Origin of the sequence: Actinokineospora sp. PR83 (assembly GCF_021056305.1) — a bacterium.
GTDB classification, from domain to species: Bacteria; Actinomycetota; Actinomycetes; order Mycobacteriales; family Pseudonocardiaceae; genus Actinokineospora; species Actinokineospora spheciospongiae.
On record NZ_JAJCXD010000041.1, the window covers coordinates 85,201 to 102,206 of the forward strand.

Sequence of the window (17,006 nt, forward strand, 5' to 3'; positions counted from 1 at the left end):
ACCACCCAGGACAGGGAGGCGGACATGCCCGAGCAGTCCCCGGCGGCCGAGCTGGTCGCCCGCAGCAACGCCCTCGGCGCCGACCCGCGCAACACCAACTTCGCCGGGGGCAACACCTCGGCCAAGGGCAGCGCGGTCGACCCGGTGACCGCCGCGCCCACGGAGCTGCTGTGGGTCAAGGGGTCCGGCGGCGACCTGGGCACCCTGACCGGGTCCGGGCTGGCCGTGCTGCGGCTGGACCGGCTGCGCGCCCTGGTCGAGGTGTACCCGGGCGTCGAGCGCGAGGACGAGATGGTCGCCGCGTTCGACCACTGCCTGCACGGCCGCGGCGGCGCCGCCCCGTCGATCGACACCGCCATGCACGGCTTGGTCGACGCCGCGCACGTCGACCACCTGCACCCCGACTCCGGCATCGCCCTGGCCACCGCGGCCGACGGCGAGGCGCTGACCGGGGAGTGCTTCGGCGACCGGGTGGCCTGGGTGGGCTGGCGGCGGCCCGGGTTCCAGCTCGGGCTCGACATCGCCGCCGTCAAGGCGGCGAACCCGCAGGCCATCGGCGTGGTCCTGGGCGGGCACGGCATCACCGCCTGGGGTGAGACGTCCGAGGAGTGCCGGGCCAACTCCCTGGACATCATCCGCACCGCCGAGCGGTTCCTGGCCGAGCGCGGCTCCGCCGAACCGTTCGGCGCGGTGGTGCCCGGCAACGAGCCCCTGCCCGAGGCCGAGCGCCGGGCGAGGGCCGCCGCGCTGGCCCCGGTGGTCCGCGGCCTGGTCTCCACCGACCTGCGCCAGGTCGGCCACTTCACCGACAGCGACACCGTGTTGGAGTTCCTGTCCCGGGAGAAGCTGGCGCCGCTCGCGGCGCTGGGCACGTCCTGCCCGGACCACTTCCTGCGCACCAAGGTCCGCCCGCTGGTGCTCGACCTGCCCGCCGCCGCCCCGGTCGAGGACGTCGTGGCCCGGCTGCGCGAGCTGCACGCGGACTACCGGGCCGAGTACCGCGCCTACTACGACCGGCACGCCACCCCGGGCAGCCCGCCGATGCGCGGCGCCGACCCGGCGATCGTGCTGGTGCCCGGGGTGGGCATGTTCAGCTTCGGCAGGGACAAGCAGACCGCCAGGGTGGCGGGCGAGTTCTACGTCAACGCCGTCAACGTCATGCGCGGCGCGGAGTCGGTGTCGTCCTACGCCCCCATCGACGAGGCGGAGAAGTTCCGCATCGAGTACTGGGAGCTGGAGGAGGCCAAGCTGCGCCGGATGCCCCCGCCCGCCCCGCTGGCCGGGCGGGTCGCGCTGGTGACCGGCGCCGGGTCCGGCATTGGCAAGGCCGTCGCGGAGCGGTTGGCGGCCGAGGGCGCCTGCGTGGTCATCGCCGACCTCGACGCCGCCGCGGCCACCGGCGTCGCCGAGGGCATCGGCGGCCCGGACCGGGCGGTCGCGGTGACCGCCGACGTCACCGACGCCGAGGCGGTGCGGGCCGCGGTGGACGCCGCCGCGCTGGCCTTCGGCGGGGTGGACCTGGTCGTCAACAACGCGGGCCTGTCCATCTCCAAGTCCCTGCTGGAGACCACCGAGCGGGACTGGGACGTGCAGCACGACGTGATGGCCAAGGGCTCGTTCCTGGTCTCGCAGGCCGCCGCCCGGACCATGGTCACCCAGGGCCTCGGCGGTGACATCGTCTACATCTCGTCGAAGAACTCGGTGTTCGCCGGGCCGAACAACCTCGCCTACGGCGCGGCCAAGGCCGACCAGGCGCACCAGGTCCGGCTGCTGGCGGCGGAGCTGGGCGAGCACGGCATCCGGGTCAACGGGGTGAACCCCGACGGGGTCGTGCGCGGCTCCGGGATCTTCGCGGGCGGTTGGGGCGCGCAGCGGGCCGCGGTCTACGGCGTGCCGGAGGAGGAGCTGGGTGCCTTCTACGCCCAGCGCACCCTGCTCAAGCGCGAGGTCCTGCCCGACCACGTCGCGGCGGCGGTCTTCGCCCTCACCGGTGGCGACCTGAGCCAGACCACGGGCCTGCACATCCCGGTGGACGCGGGCGTCGCCGCGGCCTTCCTCCGCTGATGGGCACCCTCGCCCGGCCCGGGATCGCGGGTCTGGAACTGGTGGTGGTGCGGTGAGCGGCATCCGCGTGGCGGCGGTCGACCTGGGAGCGAGCAGCGGCCGGGTCGTGGTGGGGTCGGTCGGGCCGGGCAAGCTGGCCACCGAGGAGGTCCACCGGTTCCCCAACGAGCCGGTGCGCCTCGGTCCGACCCTGCACTGGGACGTCCTCGGGCTCTACCGGGAAACGCTCGCCGGGCTGCGGGCCGCGCTGGCGTCCGGGCCCCTGGACGGGATCGGCATCGACTCGTGGGCGGTCGACTACGGGCTGCTCGACGCGTCCGGGGCGCTGCTGGGCAACCCCGTGCACTACCGCGACAGCCGCACCGACGGTGTCCCCGCCCGGGTGCACGAGCTGGTCACGCCCCGGGAGCTGTACTCGGTCACCGGCTTGCAGCAACTGCCCTTCAACACCCTCTACCAGCTCGCCGCCGAGGCGGGCGGTGCCCGGCTGGGCGCGGCCGAGGCGCTGCTGCTCATCCCGGACCTGCTCGCCTACTGGCTCACCGGCCGCGTCGGCGCCGAGCGCACCAACGCCTCCACCACCCAGCTCTACGCCGCCGCGACCGGCGACTGGGCCACTGACCTGGCCGAACGGGTGGGTGTGCCCAGCCGCCTGCTGCCGCCGCTGCGCTCGGCCGGGGACCTGATCGGCCGCACGACCCCCGAGGTGAGCGCTGAACTGGGCGCGGAGGTGCCGGTGGTCGCGGTCGGCTCGCACGACACCGCCTCCGCCGTGCTCGGTGTGCCCGCCGCCCCGGGCACCCGCTTCGCCTACATCTCCTCCGGGACCTGGTCGCTGGTCGGGGTCGAGCTGGACGCGCCGGTCACCACCGAGGCGGCCCGGGCCGCCGGGTTCGGCAACGAGGGCGGCGTGGACGGCACGGTCCGGCTGCTGCGCAACGTCATGGGCCTGTGGGTGCTGTCGGAGTGCCTGCGCGGCTGGCGCACGACCACCCTCGCCGGGGCGCTGGCCGCCGGGGCCGAGGCGCCCGCCTTCGGGCCGGTGGTCGACATCGACGCGCCGGAGTTCCTGCCGCCCGGCGACATGCCCGCCCGGATCGAGCGGGCCTGCCTGGCCACCGGGCAGACCCCGCCGCGCACCACCGGCGAGGTCGTCCGCTGCGTCCTGGAGAGCCTGGCCATGGCCTACCGGCGGGCGGTGCGCGAGCTGGGCGAGCTGACCGGTCACCCGGTCGAGGTGATCCACCTGGTGGGCGGGGGTGTGCGCAACGGACTCCTGTGCGACCTGACCGCCGCCGCGTGCGGGGTCCCGGTGCTGGCCGGGCCGGTCGAGGCCGCCGCCCTGGGCAACGTGGTCGTGCAGGCCAGGGCGCTGGGCGCCGACCTGCCGGACCGGTGGGCGATGCGCGCGCTGATCGCCGACACGCACGCCCCCCGCCCGCACCAACCGGGCGATCAGGCGGGGCGGTGGGATGCTGTGGAGGCCCGATTGGTCTCGGCCGGACTGTGGGAGCCGCGCGGATGAAGGTCGCCCTGATGGTCACCTGCGTCAACGACGCGCTGTTCCCGGACACCGGCAAGGCGGTGGTGCGGCTGCTGGAGCGGCTCGGCGTCGAGGTGGACTTCCCGGCGGCGCAGACCTGCTGCGCGCAGCCCATGGTCAACACCGGCTACCTGGACGAGGCCGTGCCCGCCGTCCGCGCGTTCGTCGACGCCTTCGCGGGCTACGACGCCGTCGTGACCCCCTCCGGGTCGTGCGCCGGGTCGGTGCGCCACCAGCACGCCATCGTCGGCCGCCGCAGCGGCGACCCCGGCCTGGCCGCCGCCATCGCCGAAACCTCGCCGCGCACCCACGAACTCACCGAGTTCCTGATCGACGTCCTCGGGGTCGAGGACGTGGGCGCCTACTTCCCGCACACCGTCGCCTACCACCCCACCTGCCACTCGCTGCGCCTGCTCGGCGTCGGCGACCGGCCGCTGCGGCTGCTGCGGGCGGTGCGCGGCCTGCGCCTGCTCGACCTGCCCGCCGCCGACCAGTGCTGCGGCTTCGGCGGCACCTTCGCGGTGAAGAACGCCGACACCTCGATCGCCATGGGCGCGGACAAGGCCCGCCACGTCCGCGCCACCGGGGCCGAGGTGCTGGTGGCGGGGGACAACTCGTGCCTGGTGCACATCGGCGGGGTGCTGTCGCGGCAGCGCGCGGGGACCAGGGTGGCGCACCTGGCGGAGGTCCTGGCCAGCACGGAGGACCAGCGGTGAGCGGCACGTTCCTGGGGATGCCCCCGTTCCCCGTGGCGGCGCGCGCCGCCCTGGCCGACAGCCAGCTCCGGCACAACCTCGCCCACGCCACCGGCACCATCCGAGGCAAGCGCGCGGGTGTGGTGGCCGAGGTCGACGACTGGGAGCAGTTGCGGGTGGCGGGCGCGGCGATCAAGGACAACGCGCTGCGCTCGCTGGACGAGACGCTGCTGCGGCTGGAGGAGTCGTTGCAGGGCAACGGTGTCACCGTGCACTGGGCGCGCGACGCCGCCGAGGCCTGCTCGATCGTCGCCTCCATCGCCCGCGGGCACGGGGTGGACGAGGTGGTCAAGGTCAAGTCCATGGCCACCCAGGAGATCGGCCTCAACGAGGCGCTGGCCGAGCACGGCATCGCCGCCTGGGAGACCGACCTGGCCGAGCTGATCGTCCAACTCGGCGACGACCTGCCCAGCCACATCCTGGTGCCCGCCATCCACCGCAACCGCGCCGAGATCCGCGAGCTGTTCCGCGACCGGATGGGCTCGGTCGGGATGCCCGCACCCGAGGGCCTGTCCGACGAGCCCGCGGAGCTGGCCGCGGCGGCGCGGCGGCACCTGCGGGAGAAGTTCCTGCGGGCGAAGGTCGCGGTGTCCGGGGCGAACTTCGCCGTGGCGGACTCCGGGACGCTGGTGGTGGTCGAGTCCGAGGGCAACGGGCGGATGTGCCTGACGCTGCCGGAGGTGCTGATCAGCGTGGTCGGCATCGAGAAGGTCGTGCCCACCTGGTCGGACCTCGACGTGTTCTTCCAGTTGCTCCCCCGCTCCAGCACCGGGGAGCGGATGAACCCGTACACCTCCACCTGGAGCGGGGTCACCCCCGGGGACGGGCCGCAGGAGATGCACGTGGTGCTGCTGGACAACGGGCGGACCCGGGTGCTGGCCGACGAGGTGGGGCGGCAGACGCTGCGCTGCATCCGCTGCTCGGCGTGCCTGAACGTGTGCCCGGTCTACGAGCGCACCGGCGGCCACGCCTACGGGTCGGTCTACCCGGGCCCGATCGGGGCCATCCTGAACCCGCTGATGAAGGGGGTCGGCGAGGACGCGCAGACCGACTCGCTGCCGTACGCGTCGACGCTGTGCGGTGCCTGCTTCGAGGTCTGCCCCGTGCGCATCGACATCCCGGAGGTACTGGTCCACCTGCGCTCCCGGGTGGTCGACGCGCACCGGTCGGGTCCACCGTCGGCGGAGGCCCTGGCCATGCGCGCTGCGGGCTGGCTGTTCGGCGACGCCCGTCGCCTCGCCGCCGCCGAGGGCGCGAGCGGGCTGGCTTCCCGGCTGGGGCGGCGGGTGCTGCCGGGCGGTCGGCGGGCTTTGGGTTGGCTGCCGTGGCCCGGGTCGCTGTGGACGGGCGCCCGGGACCTGCCCGCCCCGCCGCGCCGCTCGTTCCGGAACTGGTGGGAGGACCGCCGATGAGTGCCCGCGAGGAAATCCTGGCCGCCGTGCGCAGCGCCCTGGCGGGCGCCGACCGCGCGGACGCCCCGGTGCCGCGCGCCTACCGGGACGCCCCGCCGCCCGCCGACGTCGTCGGCCTGTTCATCGAGCGCGCCGCCGACTACCGGGCGCACGTGGTCCGGTGCGCGGAGGCGGACGTCCCCGCCGCCGTCGCCTCGGCACTGGGCGGCCTCACCCGCGTCCTGGTCCCGCCCGGTTTCCCCTACCCCCTGCCCATCCCCGTGGACGCGGGCGAGAGCACCGCCGAACTGGACCGGGTCGAGGCCGTGGTCACCACCGCGGCCCTGGCGATCGCCGCCACCGGCACCCTCGTCCTCGACCACACCGACGGCCAGGGCCGCCGGGCCCTGACCCTGCTGCCCGACACCCACCTGTGCCTGGTCCGCGCCGACCGGGTGGTCCCCGACGTCCCCGCCGCCATGGCCGCACTGGACCCCCGCCGCCCGCAGACCTGGATCAGCGGGCCCAGCGCCACCAGCGACATCGAACTCAACCGGGTCGAAGGCGTCCACGGCCCCCGCAACCTGCACATCCTGGTCGTGGGGTGAGCTGGGCCGGTCAAACCTGGTCGAGCCGCTTGCGCAGCAGGCAGAACTCGTTGCCCTCCGGGTCGGCGAGCACGTGCCAGCTCGCCGAGTCGGCCTGACCCACGTCGGCCGGGCGGGCGCCCAGCTCCAGCAGCCGGGTCAACTCCCGCTCCTGGTCGCCGTCGGTCGGGTTGACGTCGAAGTGCAGGCGCAGCTTGCCGGGGGTGGGCTCGGCGACGGGGATGAACAGCAGGGTGGGCTGCGGGCCGCCGAAACCGGACGCCGGGCCGATCTCGACGGCGCCGTCCTCGCGCGAGAGCTCGACGAAGCCCAGCACGTCCGACCAGAAGCGGGCCAGCCGCTCGGGGTCGCGGGCGTCGATGACGATCTCGCTGATGCGGCAGCTCACGGGCGTCCTCCAGTCCTCCGGCGGCCCGGTGGCCCGCCGTTGTCGTGGACCGGTCTACCAAGGTGCGGGGCCGGGCGCTCGACAACGGCACCCGCCACCGGGGCACCCGCGCGGCGACCGCGGGGGTGCGGTGCGATCATCGTGCCCCATGAAGGTTCTCGTGGTCGGTGCAAGTGGCCTGCTGGGTCGGCGGATCGTGACCCGGCTCCGCGCGGGCGGGCACACCGCGGTCGCGGTCGCCCGCACACCGCGGGACGGGGTCGACCACGCGGTGGACGCCACCACGGCCGACGTGGAGACCTGGCTGCCGCTGCTGGCCGGCTGCGACGGCGTCGTGTTCGCCGCCGGTGCCGACGACCGCGAGGTGCCCGCGCGGCCCGCGTACTCGGCGTTCCACGCGGGCAACGTCGTCCCGGTCGTCACCCTGCTCACCGCCGCGCGGCAGGCGGGCGCGACCCGCGCGGTCGTGCTCGGCTCGTACTTCACGCACTTCAACCGGGAACACCCGGAGTGGGACCTCGCGGGCGCCCACCCCTACATCCGCAGCCGGGTCGCGCAGGCGGCGGAGGGGCGGACGGCGGCCGGGCCGGGTCTGCCGGTGGCGGTCGTCGAGGTGCCGTTCGTGTTCGGCCGCGCGGGCGACCGGTTCCCGGCGTGGGCGGAGGGCCTGGTGGGCTGGGTCAGCTCGAAGTCCCCGCTGCTGGCCCCGACCGGCGGCACGGCGGTGACCACCGCGGAGACCGTCGCGGACATCGCGGTCGACGCCCTGGAAGCGGCCTCCGGTGCGGACCTCCCGGCGGCCGACGGCAACCTGACCTGGGCGGAGATGATCGGCGGCCTCGCCGCCGCCGCGGGCAACCCCCGCCCGGTCAAGGTGCTCCCCTCTGCGGTGTTCCGGCTGGCCCTGCGCCTGACCGCCCTGCGCTACCGGTTCTCGGGGAAGGAACCGGGCCTGCATCCGACCCGGTTGGCCGACCTGCTCCTGCGCCACCTCCACCTCACCGGCACCGGCACGCGCCCGATCGACCCCGCGATGGTCGAGACGGTCGAGGCGGTCCGGGAGAAGGGCTGACACCCCGCCGACCCCGGGTGCCGGTGATCCGGTCCGAGTGGCGGGTGGTGCACCCACCCGGCGAACCCGATACTGGGAACGTGACATCGGCGCCGACGCTGTGGGGTGTGTCCTTCGACGGGGCCGCCATCTCCGGGGTCGTGGTCGAGTTCGTCAAGGTCGCCGGGGAGTTCGCCCGCCGGGGCCACCGGGTCCGGCTGGACCTGGGCTACGACATCAAGGCCGACAAGCACCGGTTCTTCCGCCCCTACGACGGCGAAGCCGACCTGCTGCCCGACTGGATCACCCTGGACCGGGTCGCCGACCTGAACACCGTGCCCGGCTACGACCAGGACTTCGTCGCCCGCGTGCTCAGCGAGGTCGTGGCGGCGGGGGACGAGGCGCTGCTGCCCAGGGTGCGGCGGGTCGCCGAGGCGGTCGCCGACCGGATCGTGGCGACGTGGGAGGAGTGCGGGGTCACGCTGGTCGTGGTGGAGAACGGGACCCTGCCGGAGAACATCACCTACACCACCGCGCTGTACCTGGCGATCGAGCGGTACGGCGCACGGCACCGGTTGGGCCGCTTCGTGTTCTGGCGCGACCACGACCTGATGTGGCAGAGCGAACCGGGCACCGGCAAGTACGGCGCGTTCCCGCACCCGACCACCCCCCGCCCCCGCGACAGCAGGCACATCCACTACTTCGCCCTGCACGAGCACGCGCTGCGCCGCACCAGGGAGTGGGTTCCCGGGTTGGGCAACATCAGCGTGCTGCCCAACACCTTCACCCACGAGCCCGCCCGCGTGGACGGGCGCAACGCCCGGTTCCGCGCCGACTTCGGCATCCCGGCGGACGCGGCGCTGCTGGCCCGGTTCACCCGGATCATCCCGCAGAAGCGCATCGACCGGGACCTGCACCTGCTCGCCGGGCTGCTCGCCCGGGGTGTGGACGCGGTGCTGTTCGTGGCCGGTGACCCCACCGAGTCCGCACCCGAGCAGGCCAGGCTGGTCGCCTTGGCCGAGGAGTTGGGGGTGCGCGGGCGGGTCGTGTTCGGCGGCAGGCTCGCGCCCTACGACTCCCCCGGCGGGCGGTACAGCGTGCGGGACCTGCTCGCGCACGCGGACCTGGCGCTGTTCCTGACCTCCTACGACTACGAGAGCTACGGCAACCCGGTCGGTGAGGCGATCGCCTCCGGCACGCCGTACGCCGCGAGCCGCTACGAGCTGTACGACGCCGTCTACGGCGGGCGCGGGTTCCGGGCGCCGCTGCTCGACGTCACCACCCACGACCTGCCCACCGAGGAGTTCGTGGCCGAGGTGGCGGAGCTGATCACCGATCGGGAGAGGTGGAACGCGGTCATGACCCACAACCACCGGCTGGGTGCCGGGCACTTCGGCCGGGACCGGGTGGGCGAGGCGGTCGCGCGGCTGTTCCCGGCGCCCATGGGCGCGCGGACCCGGTTGAGCGTGGTGCTGCCGGTGTTCAACGAGGCCGCGCACCTGGAGCGGGTGCTCGCCGGGCTGCGCGACCAGCGCGGCCCGGGCGGGCCGCTGGACCGGGAGCTGTTCGAGGTCGTGGTGGTGGACAACAACTCTACCGACGACACCGCCGCGATCACCCGCCGGTTCGCCGAGGCGCACCCGGACCTCGCGGTGCACCTGATCACCGAGGCCGAGCAGGGCGTGTCGTGCGCGCGGCGGGCGGGCATGGACTTCGCGGTGCAGCGCAGCCGGGCGCGGCCGTTCGCCGACCCGGACGAGCGGTGCTACCTGGTGTCGGCGGACGCGGACTGCGTAGTGGACCCGGACTGGCTGTGGGAGCTGTTCTCGGCCATGGAGTCCAGCAAGGCCGCCATCGGGGTGTGCGACTACTACTACACCGCAGAGCACTTCGCGGGCAGGCCGCGGCTGTGGGACGCCATCCAGCGCACCCTGCGCTGCCGGGTGGTGGCCTGGTCGGTGTTCGGCGGGTTCCCCGACGGCAAGGGCTTCGCCGTGGAGCGGGAGGCGTACGCGGCGGTCGGCGGCATCGAGATCTTCTACCAGGTGCAGGACGGGCGGTTCGTCAACCACCTCTCCGACGACTGGGACTTCGGCATCAAGGTGCGCAGCAGCGGGTACGACATCGCCTACGCCCCGAGGTCCCGGGTGGAGATCAACCCGCGGCGGGTGAACCACGCCCTGGAGGAGGTGATCACCGGCCGCGCCTACGGCAACGACGGCATCATCGTCATGCGCGACATCCGGGTGGCGGACCCGGCGCCCGCCCGCGACAGCGACCTCACCCCGGCCGAGGCGCGGCAGGCGTGGGAGTTCTCGATCAAGGACTTCACCCCGAAGAACATCGTGCTGCCGGTGCTGCTCACCCCGGCTCTGCTGGAAGAACAGCGGGTCGTGGACTTCTTCGGTGCGGACCTGGCCGCCCGGCTGCGCGACCGGATCGCGGAGATCCGCGACGAGATGCGGGTGGTCGACTTCACCCCGATCCACGCCTACAAGACCCCGTCTTACCGACTCTACCTGGAATTCCGCGAGGAGCTGTTCGCGGTGCTGCGGCGCACGGTCGGCGAGGACATCGGCGCCCCACCACCGCTGCCGGAGTGCCTGCGCGGGGTGCCCGAGGAGCGGTTCGCGGAGTTCGTGCACTACTACTGCGAGGACCGCGAGTCCGGCGAGGCGCACAACTACTTCGGCAACGGGGGCGTGTTCTGATGTCGACCGCCCGCGAGTCGCTGCACCGGCTGGACCCGGCGTACCCGAGGCCCGCCGTGCTGGACGCGCTGGCCGACCCGGTGAACGCGCACCTGCTGGAGTACCTGGAGGAGGACCCGTTCGGCGCGCACGTGTTCCCCGGCAACGTGCCCGGCCACCCGCCGGAGGCATTCCTGGCCGACCTCGACGCCCAGCTCGCCGACACCGCCCCGATCCACCTGTGGTCCTACATCCCGACCTGCGCCTACCGGTGCCGCTTCTGCCAGTACCCGGTGGTGCTGGTCAAGGGGGCGCCGGAGGTGGTGGACACCAAGGCGGCGCAGTGGGTGGACTGGAACATCCAGGAGGCCCGGCTGTGGCTCGACGCGGTGCCCAACCTGCGCCGCGCACCGGTCGGCGAGTTCAACGTCTTCGGCGGAACCCCGTCGATGCTGCCCGCCCACGCCATCCGCAGGCTGCTGGACTTCTACCGGGAGAACTTCGGCTTCACCGCCGAGACCACGATCCGGTTCGAGGGCGACCCGAGCACCTTCACCCCGGAGAAGCTGGAACTGCTGCGCGAACTGGGCTGCACCAAGATCTCCAGCGGCGTGCAGTCCTTCGACGACACGGTGCTGCGGGAGTGCGGCCGGGAGCACTCGTCGGCGATGTGCGTGGACTTCGTGCGCAACGCCCGCGCGCTGGGCTTCGAGTGGGCGAGCATCGACCTGATGTACGGCCTGCTCGACCAGACCGTGGACAGCGTCCGCCGCGACCTGGACGTGGTGCTGGAACACGGGGTGGACGCGGTGGTGTGCACCAAGCTGCACCTGATGTCCTACGCGGACACCCGCACCGGGGTCACCGGCGAGAAGCCGGCCGCCTGGCAGTTCCCGGACTACCGCCGCAAGCTCGGCGAGACCGGCCACCACTGGCCCTCCCTCGGTGAGCAGTACCAGATGCGCGAACTGCTCACCGAGGGGCTGACGGCCGCCGGGTACACCGAGCACCCGACGATGTACTTCGCCCGGTCCGGGCTGCCGCCGGAGAAGTGGAAGGCCATCATGGTCGACCAGGACCGGCAGGAGGCCGAGGTGGCGATCGGGCTCGGCGGCAGCTCGTCCTGCCGGGCCTCCGAGGCGATCACCGACACCAACCGCGACCGCTACGCCCGGGCCGTGCGCGAGGGCCGCATCCCCCTGGGCTCGGCGACCCGGTTCACCCCGGAGGCCCAGGCGGCCAGGGCGGTGAAGATGGCGCTGACGACGCTGCAACCGCTGCGCGAGGACCTGTACCGGGCGCGCTTCGGCCGGTCGCTGTTCGCCGAACCGTGGGCGTCGGCGTTCGACCGGCTGGCGGGGCGGGACCTGGTCCGGGTGGACCGGGTGGGCGGGCTGGTCGAGCTGACCGGCAACGGCCGTACCCTGGTGGAGGCGCTGATCAACGCGGAGCTGTGAGCACAGCGGGATGCGCTGTGCCGACCACGTTCGCGGTCGGCACAGCGCATTCCGGGCACTGCACGCGGTCGGTCCCGCGCGGTGGGTCGATCACAGGAGCGGCAGGGCGGGCAGGCACGGGGGTGCGGGCGCGGTGGGGTCGAGGGCGCGGCGGACGTAGCCGATGGCCCGGGGCGAGTAGGTCATGGTCAGGTGGTCGGACAGGTCCAGCAGGCAACCGTCCTGCAGGGTCACGTTGTCCACCCGGGCACCGGGACCGGCGCTGAGGAACGTGGACCGGTACGGCGTGGTGATCTCGTCGAACCGGGTGGCGATGACCGTGTAGGACACGCCGGGCACGGTGTCGCCCCCGGCGTTGAGGTCGAGCAGGAACTCCGACCCCACGACCTGCTGGGCGGCGGCCTTGCCGATCGCGGGCGGGGTGAACCCCAGCAGCCCCAGGGTGTCCACGAGGGTGGCGATGCCGTTGAGCGTCGTGCCGTGGTGGGTCGCGCCCAGGGTCACCAGGTTGCGCACGGCGGACGCGCCGCCGTCCTTGAGGTACCGCCGGGGCATCAGCCCGCCCTGCGAGTGCCCGACGATGTCGACCTGGGCCGCCCCGGTCGCCTCGCGGACCCGGTCGACGAAGGCCCCGAGTTCCTCCGCGGAGCGCCGGATGTCGCCGGTGGCCTTGATCGAGGGCGGAACCGAGGCCAGGCTGTCGTCGGTGTCGCCGTAGTTCAGCGCGAAGACGCAGAACCCGTCGGCGGCCAGCGCCGGTGACATGGCGGCGAAGTCGTTGTACCGGTTCTCGTAGGTGCCGTGCACGAGGACCACCGGCCGGGGGTGCCGGGCGTCGGGGCGGCACGCCCAGTTGTTGGCCCCGGGCGGGGTCGCCTCGGGGGCGAGCTTGGTGTAGGTGAAGGAGACGACGAAGCTGGGGATGGCCGGGTCCGCGGACGCCGGTACCGCGGACGCGAACACAGCCGCGCAGGCGGCTGTGACGGCGAGCGCGGTGCGCAATGGGGTCATGCAAGTGCCTTTCCGGCAGGTTCTTCCGTGCTGGTGCTGGTTCCGCGCGTGGCCGGGCGAGTGTTCCGGACGGACTGGGCGGAAACCCATTAGGACAGACGCGGCCGTGACCGGCAACACGGAGACCGCAGCGGGCGCGAAGTGCGCGTGGGCGGTCAAGAACCGAGCGAGGATTTGGTACGCGACGCAGGTCGGGGTGCTCAGGCGCCCGGTTGCGCGAACAGCCCGTCGACGATCACGTTGATCAGGCGGTGGGTGGACTCGTCGCCGTGGACGCAGGCGAAGTCGGCCAGCAGGGCGGCCTCGACCATCTCGAAGACCAGCACCAGGTCGGTCAGCTCGATGTCGGGGCGCAGGTCGCCCTGGTCCCTGGCGCGTTCGAAGGCGGGCTTGAGCACCGAGATGAGCGCCTCGGCGTACTGCTGCTGGTAGCGGTTCGGCAGGCTGCGGAACAGGTTGACCAGGGAGCGGCGCTCGACCTGCGCCGAGAGCACGAGCAGCAGCAACTCCCGGAACGAGCACTCCTCCCCCGCCGCGCCGACGCGGCCGAGCCAGGCCAGTCGCTCGGTCGCCACGGCCAGGCCGAGGGACCGCCGGTCGGGGAAGTGGCGGTAGACCGTGGCCCGGCCCAGACCGGCGCGGCGGGCGATCTCATCGAGCGCGACGACCTCGGACCCCTCGGCGTAGGCCTCGTCGGCGACGCGGAGGATGACCTCGCGGTTGCGGCGGGCGTCAGCGCGACGAGACGTCGATGACCTCGCGGGGCGCACGCCGGGTGATGTTACCGGTAAGTAGTGAGACCGGCAATCGGTTCCTTCTCTCGGTTGCCCTCCCTACCGTTGCCCGTGCCGCAGCCGTCCCCCGAGGAGTGCCGATGCCCGCTGTCACCCGACGTTCCGTCCTCCTGGGAGCCGCCGCGGCGGCGGGGCTGTCGGCGGTCGGGGTGGCGACCGGGATCGCCGCTCCCCGCCGGGTGCCGGTGACGCGCGAGGAGCACCGGGTCGTGGTCATCGGGTCGGGCTTCGGCGGGGGCGTGACCGCGCTGCGGCTGGCCCAGGCCGGGGTGCCGGTGCTGGTGCTCGAACGCGGCCTGCGCTGGCCCACCGGCCCCGACGCCGAGACGTTCCCGCGCCCGCTCTCGCCGGACAAGCGGATCTTCTGGCTCGGCACCGCGCCGACGATCCCGGGCATCCCGAACGTGCCGTTCGAGCGGTACACCGGGCTGCTGGAACGGGTCGCGGGCAACGGCATGGACATCATGTGCGCCTCGGGCGTGGGCGGCGGCTCCCTGGTCTACCAGGGCATGACGCTGCAGCCCGAGGCTGACGTGTTCAACGCGACCTTCCCGCAGGAACTCGACTACGCCCGGATGGACAGCGTGTACTACCCGCGCGTCGCCGCCATGCTGCGCCCGCGGGTCGCACCGGACGACGTGGTCAACAGCAAGACCTACGCCGCGTCCAGGATCTTCGCGCGCAACGCCGAGCGCGCGGGCTACGCCGTGGAGAAGATCCCCATGCCGATCGACTGGGACTTCGCGCGGCGCGAGCTCAAGGGCGAGATGAAGCCGTCCTACACCAACGGCGACTGCGCCCTCGGGGTCAACAACGGCGGCAAGCACTCGGTCGACGTCACCTACGTCGCCGCCGCCGAGGCCACCGGGCGCTGCACCGTGGCCACCCAGCACAACGTCACCGACGTGGTGCTGGCGCCGGACGGCCGCTGGCAGGTCCACACCGACCGGATCGGCACCGGCGGCGAGGTCCTGGAGAAGAAGATCATCACCACCCGGGCGCTGGTGATGGCCGCCGGGACCGCGGGCACCACCCGGCTGCTGATGCGCGCCGCGGCCAAGGGCGACATCCCGGACATGCCCGACGACCTGGGCGCCAACTGGGGCTCCAACGGCGACCGGATCTACACCTGGACGAACTTCGCCGACGACTTCGGCACCCCCCAGGGCGGGCCGGTCATCTACGGCAGCAAGGAGTGGGACGACCCGGCCACGGCCAACACCGTCATCCAGGCTTCCCTGCCCCCGTCACCGAACCTGCGCACCACCATGCTCGTCGGCTACGGCGTCAGCCAGGGCCGGGGCCGGTTCGTCTACGACTCGGCGAAGGACGACGCCGTACTCCAGTGGCCCAAGGACGCCGACAAGGCGCTCAGCGAGCGCATCCACACCCGCATCTCCCGCATCGCGGGCACCTTCGGCGTCCTGCTCGACACGACCGCGATCGCCCCCTCCACCTGGCACCCGCTGGGCGGCGCCTCGATGGGGTCGGTGTGCGACCTGGCGGGGCGGGTGCTCGGCCACCGCGGCCTCTACGTGCTCGACGGCGCGCTGATGCCGGGGACCACCGCCGCGTGCAACCCGTCCATGACCATCGCCGCGGTGGCCGAACGGGCACTGGACGAGCTGATCAGCCAGGACGTGGGCACCGTCATCTGAGCCCACCCGCGTCCCGGCCCCGAGGGCGGGGCCTACTTCCCCGGCTTCCCCTTGGCGGGCTTCTTCGCCGCCTGCTCCGCGGCCGGGCCACCGCTGTTGGCGGAGGAGTTGTTGCCCGGCCCGCTGTTGCCCGCCGCGGAGTTGTCGGGCTTGCCTGCCCCACCGGGGTCATTGGTGGCGACCTGCCCGACCGGGGGGTCGGCGACCTGACGGGGTTGCTCGTCCCGGCCGGTGATGACGTTGCTCGCCACCCCCACGGCAGGCGGGACCACGGCCACGGGGGACGAACTCGCCGGGACCTCAGGCGGGGAGGAGACCGATTCCGGGGGTGTGCTGCCCGCGGTCAGGACCAACGTCGTGCCGACCGCGCTGAGCAGGGCCATACCTGCCGTGACCAGGTACTTCCGCGGCATCTGTCGCCGGGGCGCGGGTACCGGCAGGACAGCGGTCTCCGCCGGGACGGCGCTCTCGGCCGGGACGGCGGGGCCCGGTTCCGCGCCGGTACCGCGCAGCACGGCCGCGCACTCGGCGGCGGTGGGCCTGCGGCGGGAGGTCAGGGCGGTCATCAGCGACAGCAGCCGCACCAGGTCGGCGGGCAGGTCGTCGGGGATCGCAGGCGACCGGTACAGGCGGGCGACCGCCGCCTCGACCTCGGTGCCCACGTACTCGCGGCGCCCGGTCAGGCACTCCAGCAGCACCAGCCCCAGGGCGTAGACGTCGGCGGGCGCGCCAACCTCGGTGCCGCGCACCTGCTCCGGGGCCAGGAAGGCCGCGGTGCCGACCATCTGGTCGCTGTGGGTCAGCCGGGTGCCCCCGGTGAGCAGGGCCAGGCCGAAGTCGGTCAGGTGCGGCTCGCCCGCTGTGTCGAGCAGGATGTTCGAGGGCTTGACGTCGCGGTGGACGATCCCGTGCTCGTGCACGTGGGCCAGGACGTCGGCCAGGAGCGCGCCCATCCCGCGCACCTCGGCGACGGACATCGGCCCCTGCTGGATCCGCTCGCGCAGGGTGTGCCCCTCGACCAGGTTGAGCACCACGAACGGGGTGCCGCCCTCGGTGCCCGCGTCGTAGGCGGTGACCAGGTTGGGGTGCGACAGGCCCGCCAGCGTCCGGATCTCGTTGGCGAAGCGGCGGGGGTCGCTGATCTCGGCGGTGCCGGTGAGGACCTTGACCGCCACCGGTCGGTCGAGCTTGGTGTCGAGCGCCCGGTACACCTCGGCCGTCGAACCCACCCCCAGCGGCTCCAGCAGTCGGTAACGCCCGGCCACCAACAGGTCAGCACGATCGGCGGACGAGGTCACGGCCTGTCCCCTTTCTGACTCGTAAAGTGTCTCTGTACCCGATCGGTCCAACGCGCAAACCTGCCCGTCGTGACGAAATCCCGCTCCCACCTTGGCACGGTCCATCAATTCCACACCAGTTCCGGGGCCGGGAACGACGCAGGGCGGTCGCCCGGGACCACCGCCCGTGCCGCCCGATGCGCGCCCTGGGCGGGCGAACTCGACGGTTGAGCGCGGCGCTGCGGGGTATGCAGCCCAGATGAACTCACCGCCGCCCGCGCAGGCGCCCACCGGGGAGCCTGCGCCGTCCGACCCAGCC

13 protein-coding genes are annotated in these 17,006 nt (G+C 73.4%); 9 read left to right on the top strand and 4 right to left on the bottom strand.

Annotation, left to right across the window (positions count from 1 at the left end):
* Positions 1–24: 24 nt before the first annotated feature.
* From L6E12_RS15665 to L6E12_RS15685, 5 genes are all read left to right on the top strand, one after another.
* The gene (locus L6E12_RS15665) at positions 25–2,064 is read left to right on the top strand and encodes a bifunctional aldolase/short-chain dehydrogenase (protein ID WP_236228646.1); all 2,040 of its coding nucleotides are present in this window, start codon (positions 25–27) and stop codon (positions 2,062–2,064) included.
* Between the two features lie 61 nt (positions 2,065–2,125).
* A complete protein-coding gene (locus L6E12_RS15670) occupies positions 2,126–3,589 on the top strand; it encodes a rhamnulokinase family protein (RefSeq protein WP_236228685.1) in 1,464 nt (487 codons plus the stop codon).
* Positions 3,586–4,323: a (Fe-S)-binding protein gene (locus L6E12_RS15675; protein ID WP_236228647.1), complete on the top strand. Its 738-nt coding sequence runs from the start codon at positions 3,586–3,588 to the stop codon at positions 4,321–4,323. The genes L6E12_RS15670 and L6E12_RS15675 overlap by 4 nt, the downstream gene beginning before the upstream one ends.
* Before the next feature lie 17 nt (positions 4,324–4,340).
* Positions 4,341–5,774 (top strand): lactate utilization protein B, encoded by a 1,434-nt coding sequence (locus L6E12_RS15680; RefSeq protein ID WP_236228686.1) that lies wholly within the window; start codon positions 4,341–4,343, stop codon positions 5,772–5,774.
* Positions 5,771–6,361 (top strand): LUD domain-containing protein, encoded by a 591-nt coding sequence (locus L6E12_RS15685; protein ID WP_236228648.1) that lies wholly within the window; start codon positions 5,771–5,773, stop codon positions 6,359–6,361. The genes L6E12_RS15680 and L6E12_RS15685 overlap by 4 nt, the downstream gene beginning before the upstream one ends.
* Positions 6,362–6,371: 10 nt before the next feature.
* Here L6E12_RS15685 and L6E12_RS15690 read toward each other — a convergent pair whose 3' ends face one another.
* Positions 6,372–6,749 carry a VOC family protein gene (locus L6E12_RS15690; RefSeq protein ID WP_236228649.1) on the bottom strand — a complete coding sequence of 126 codons (378 nt, stop codon included), beginning with the start codon at positions 6,747–6,749 and terminating at the stop codon, positions 6,372–6,374.
* Positions 6,750–6,897: 148 nt separating this feature from the next.
* On the opposite strand from L6E12_RS15690, the gene L6E12_RS15695 reads away from it, so the two are divergent.
* From L6E12_RS15695 to L6E12_RS15705, 3 genes are all read left to right on the top strand, one after another.
* Positions 6,898–7,821: an NAD(P)H-binding protein gene (locus L6E12_RS15695; protein ID WP_236228650.1), complete on the top strand. Its 924-nt coding sequence runs from the start codon at positions 6,898–6,900 to the stop codon at positions 7,819–7,821.
* 80 nt (positions 7,822–7,901) lie between these two features.
* Positions 7,902–10,511, top strand: a complete 2,610-nt coding sequence (locus L6E12_RS15700; RefSeq protein WP_236228651.1) for a glycosyltransferase — start codon at positions 7,902–7,904, stop codon at positions 10,509–10,511.
* Positions 10,511–11,947, top strand: coding sequence for a radical SAM protein (locus tag L6E12_RS15705; protein ID WP_236228652.1), 1,437 nt, complete (start codon positions 10,511–10,513; stop codon positions 11,945–11,947). The genes L6E12_RS15700 and L6E12_RS15705 overlap by 1 nt, the downstream gene beginning before the upstream one ends.
* Positions 11,948–12,037: 90 nt before the next feature.
* Here the strand turns inward: L6E12_RS15705 and L6E12_RS15710 are convergent, their stop codons facing one another.
* A complete protein-coding gene (locus L6E12_RS15710) occupies positions 12,038–12,958 on the bottom strand; it encodes a triacylglycerol lipase (protein ID WP_236228653.1) in 921 nt (306 codons plus the stop codon).
* Positions 12,959–13,158: 200 nt separating this feature from the next.
* On the bottom strand, positions 13,159–13,728 hold the full coding sequence (locus L6E12_RS15715; RefSeq protein ID WP_236228654.1) for a TetR/AcrR family transcriptional regulator: 570 nt from the start codon (positions 13,726–13,728) through the stop codon (positions 13,159–13,161).
* 104 nt (positions 13,729–13,832) lie between these two features.
* Between L6E12_RS15715 and L6E12_RS15720 the strand changes: the two genes are divergently transcribed.
* Positions 13,833–15,410: a GMC oxidoreductase gene (locus L6E12_RS15720; RefSeq protein ID WP_236228655.1), complete on the top strand. Its 1,578-nt coding sequence runs from the start codon at positions 13,833–13,835 to the stop codon at positions 15,408–15,410.
* A 32-nt stretch (positions 15,411–15,442) separates the two neighbouring features.
* Here the strand turns inward: L6E12_RS15720 and L6E12_RS15725 are convergent, their stop codons facing one another.
* A complete protein-coding gene (locus L6E12_RS15725) occupies positions 15,443–16,708 on the bottom strand; it encodes a serine/threonine-protein kinase (RefSeq protein WP_236228656.1) in 1,266 nt (421 codons plus the stop codon).
* Between the last annotated feature and the right edge of the window lie 298 nt (positions 16,709–17,006).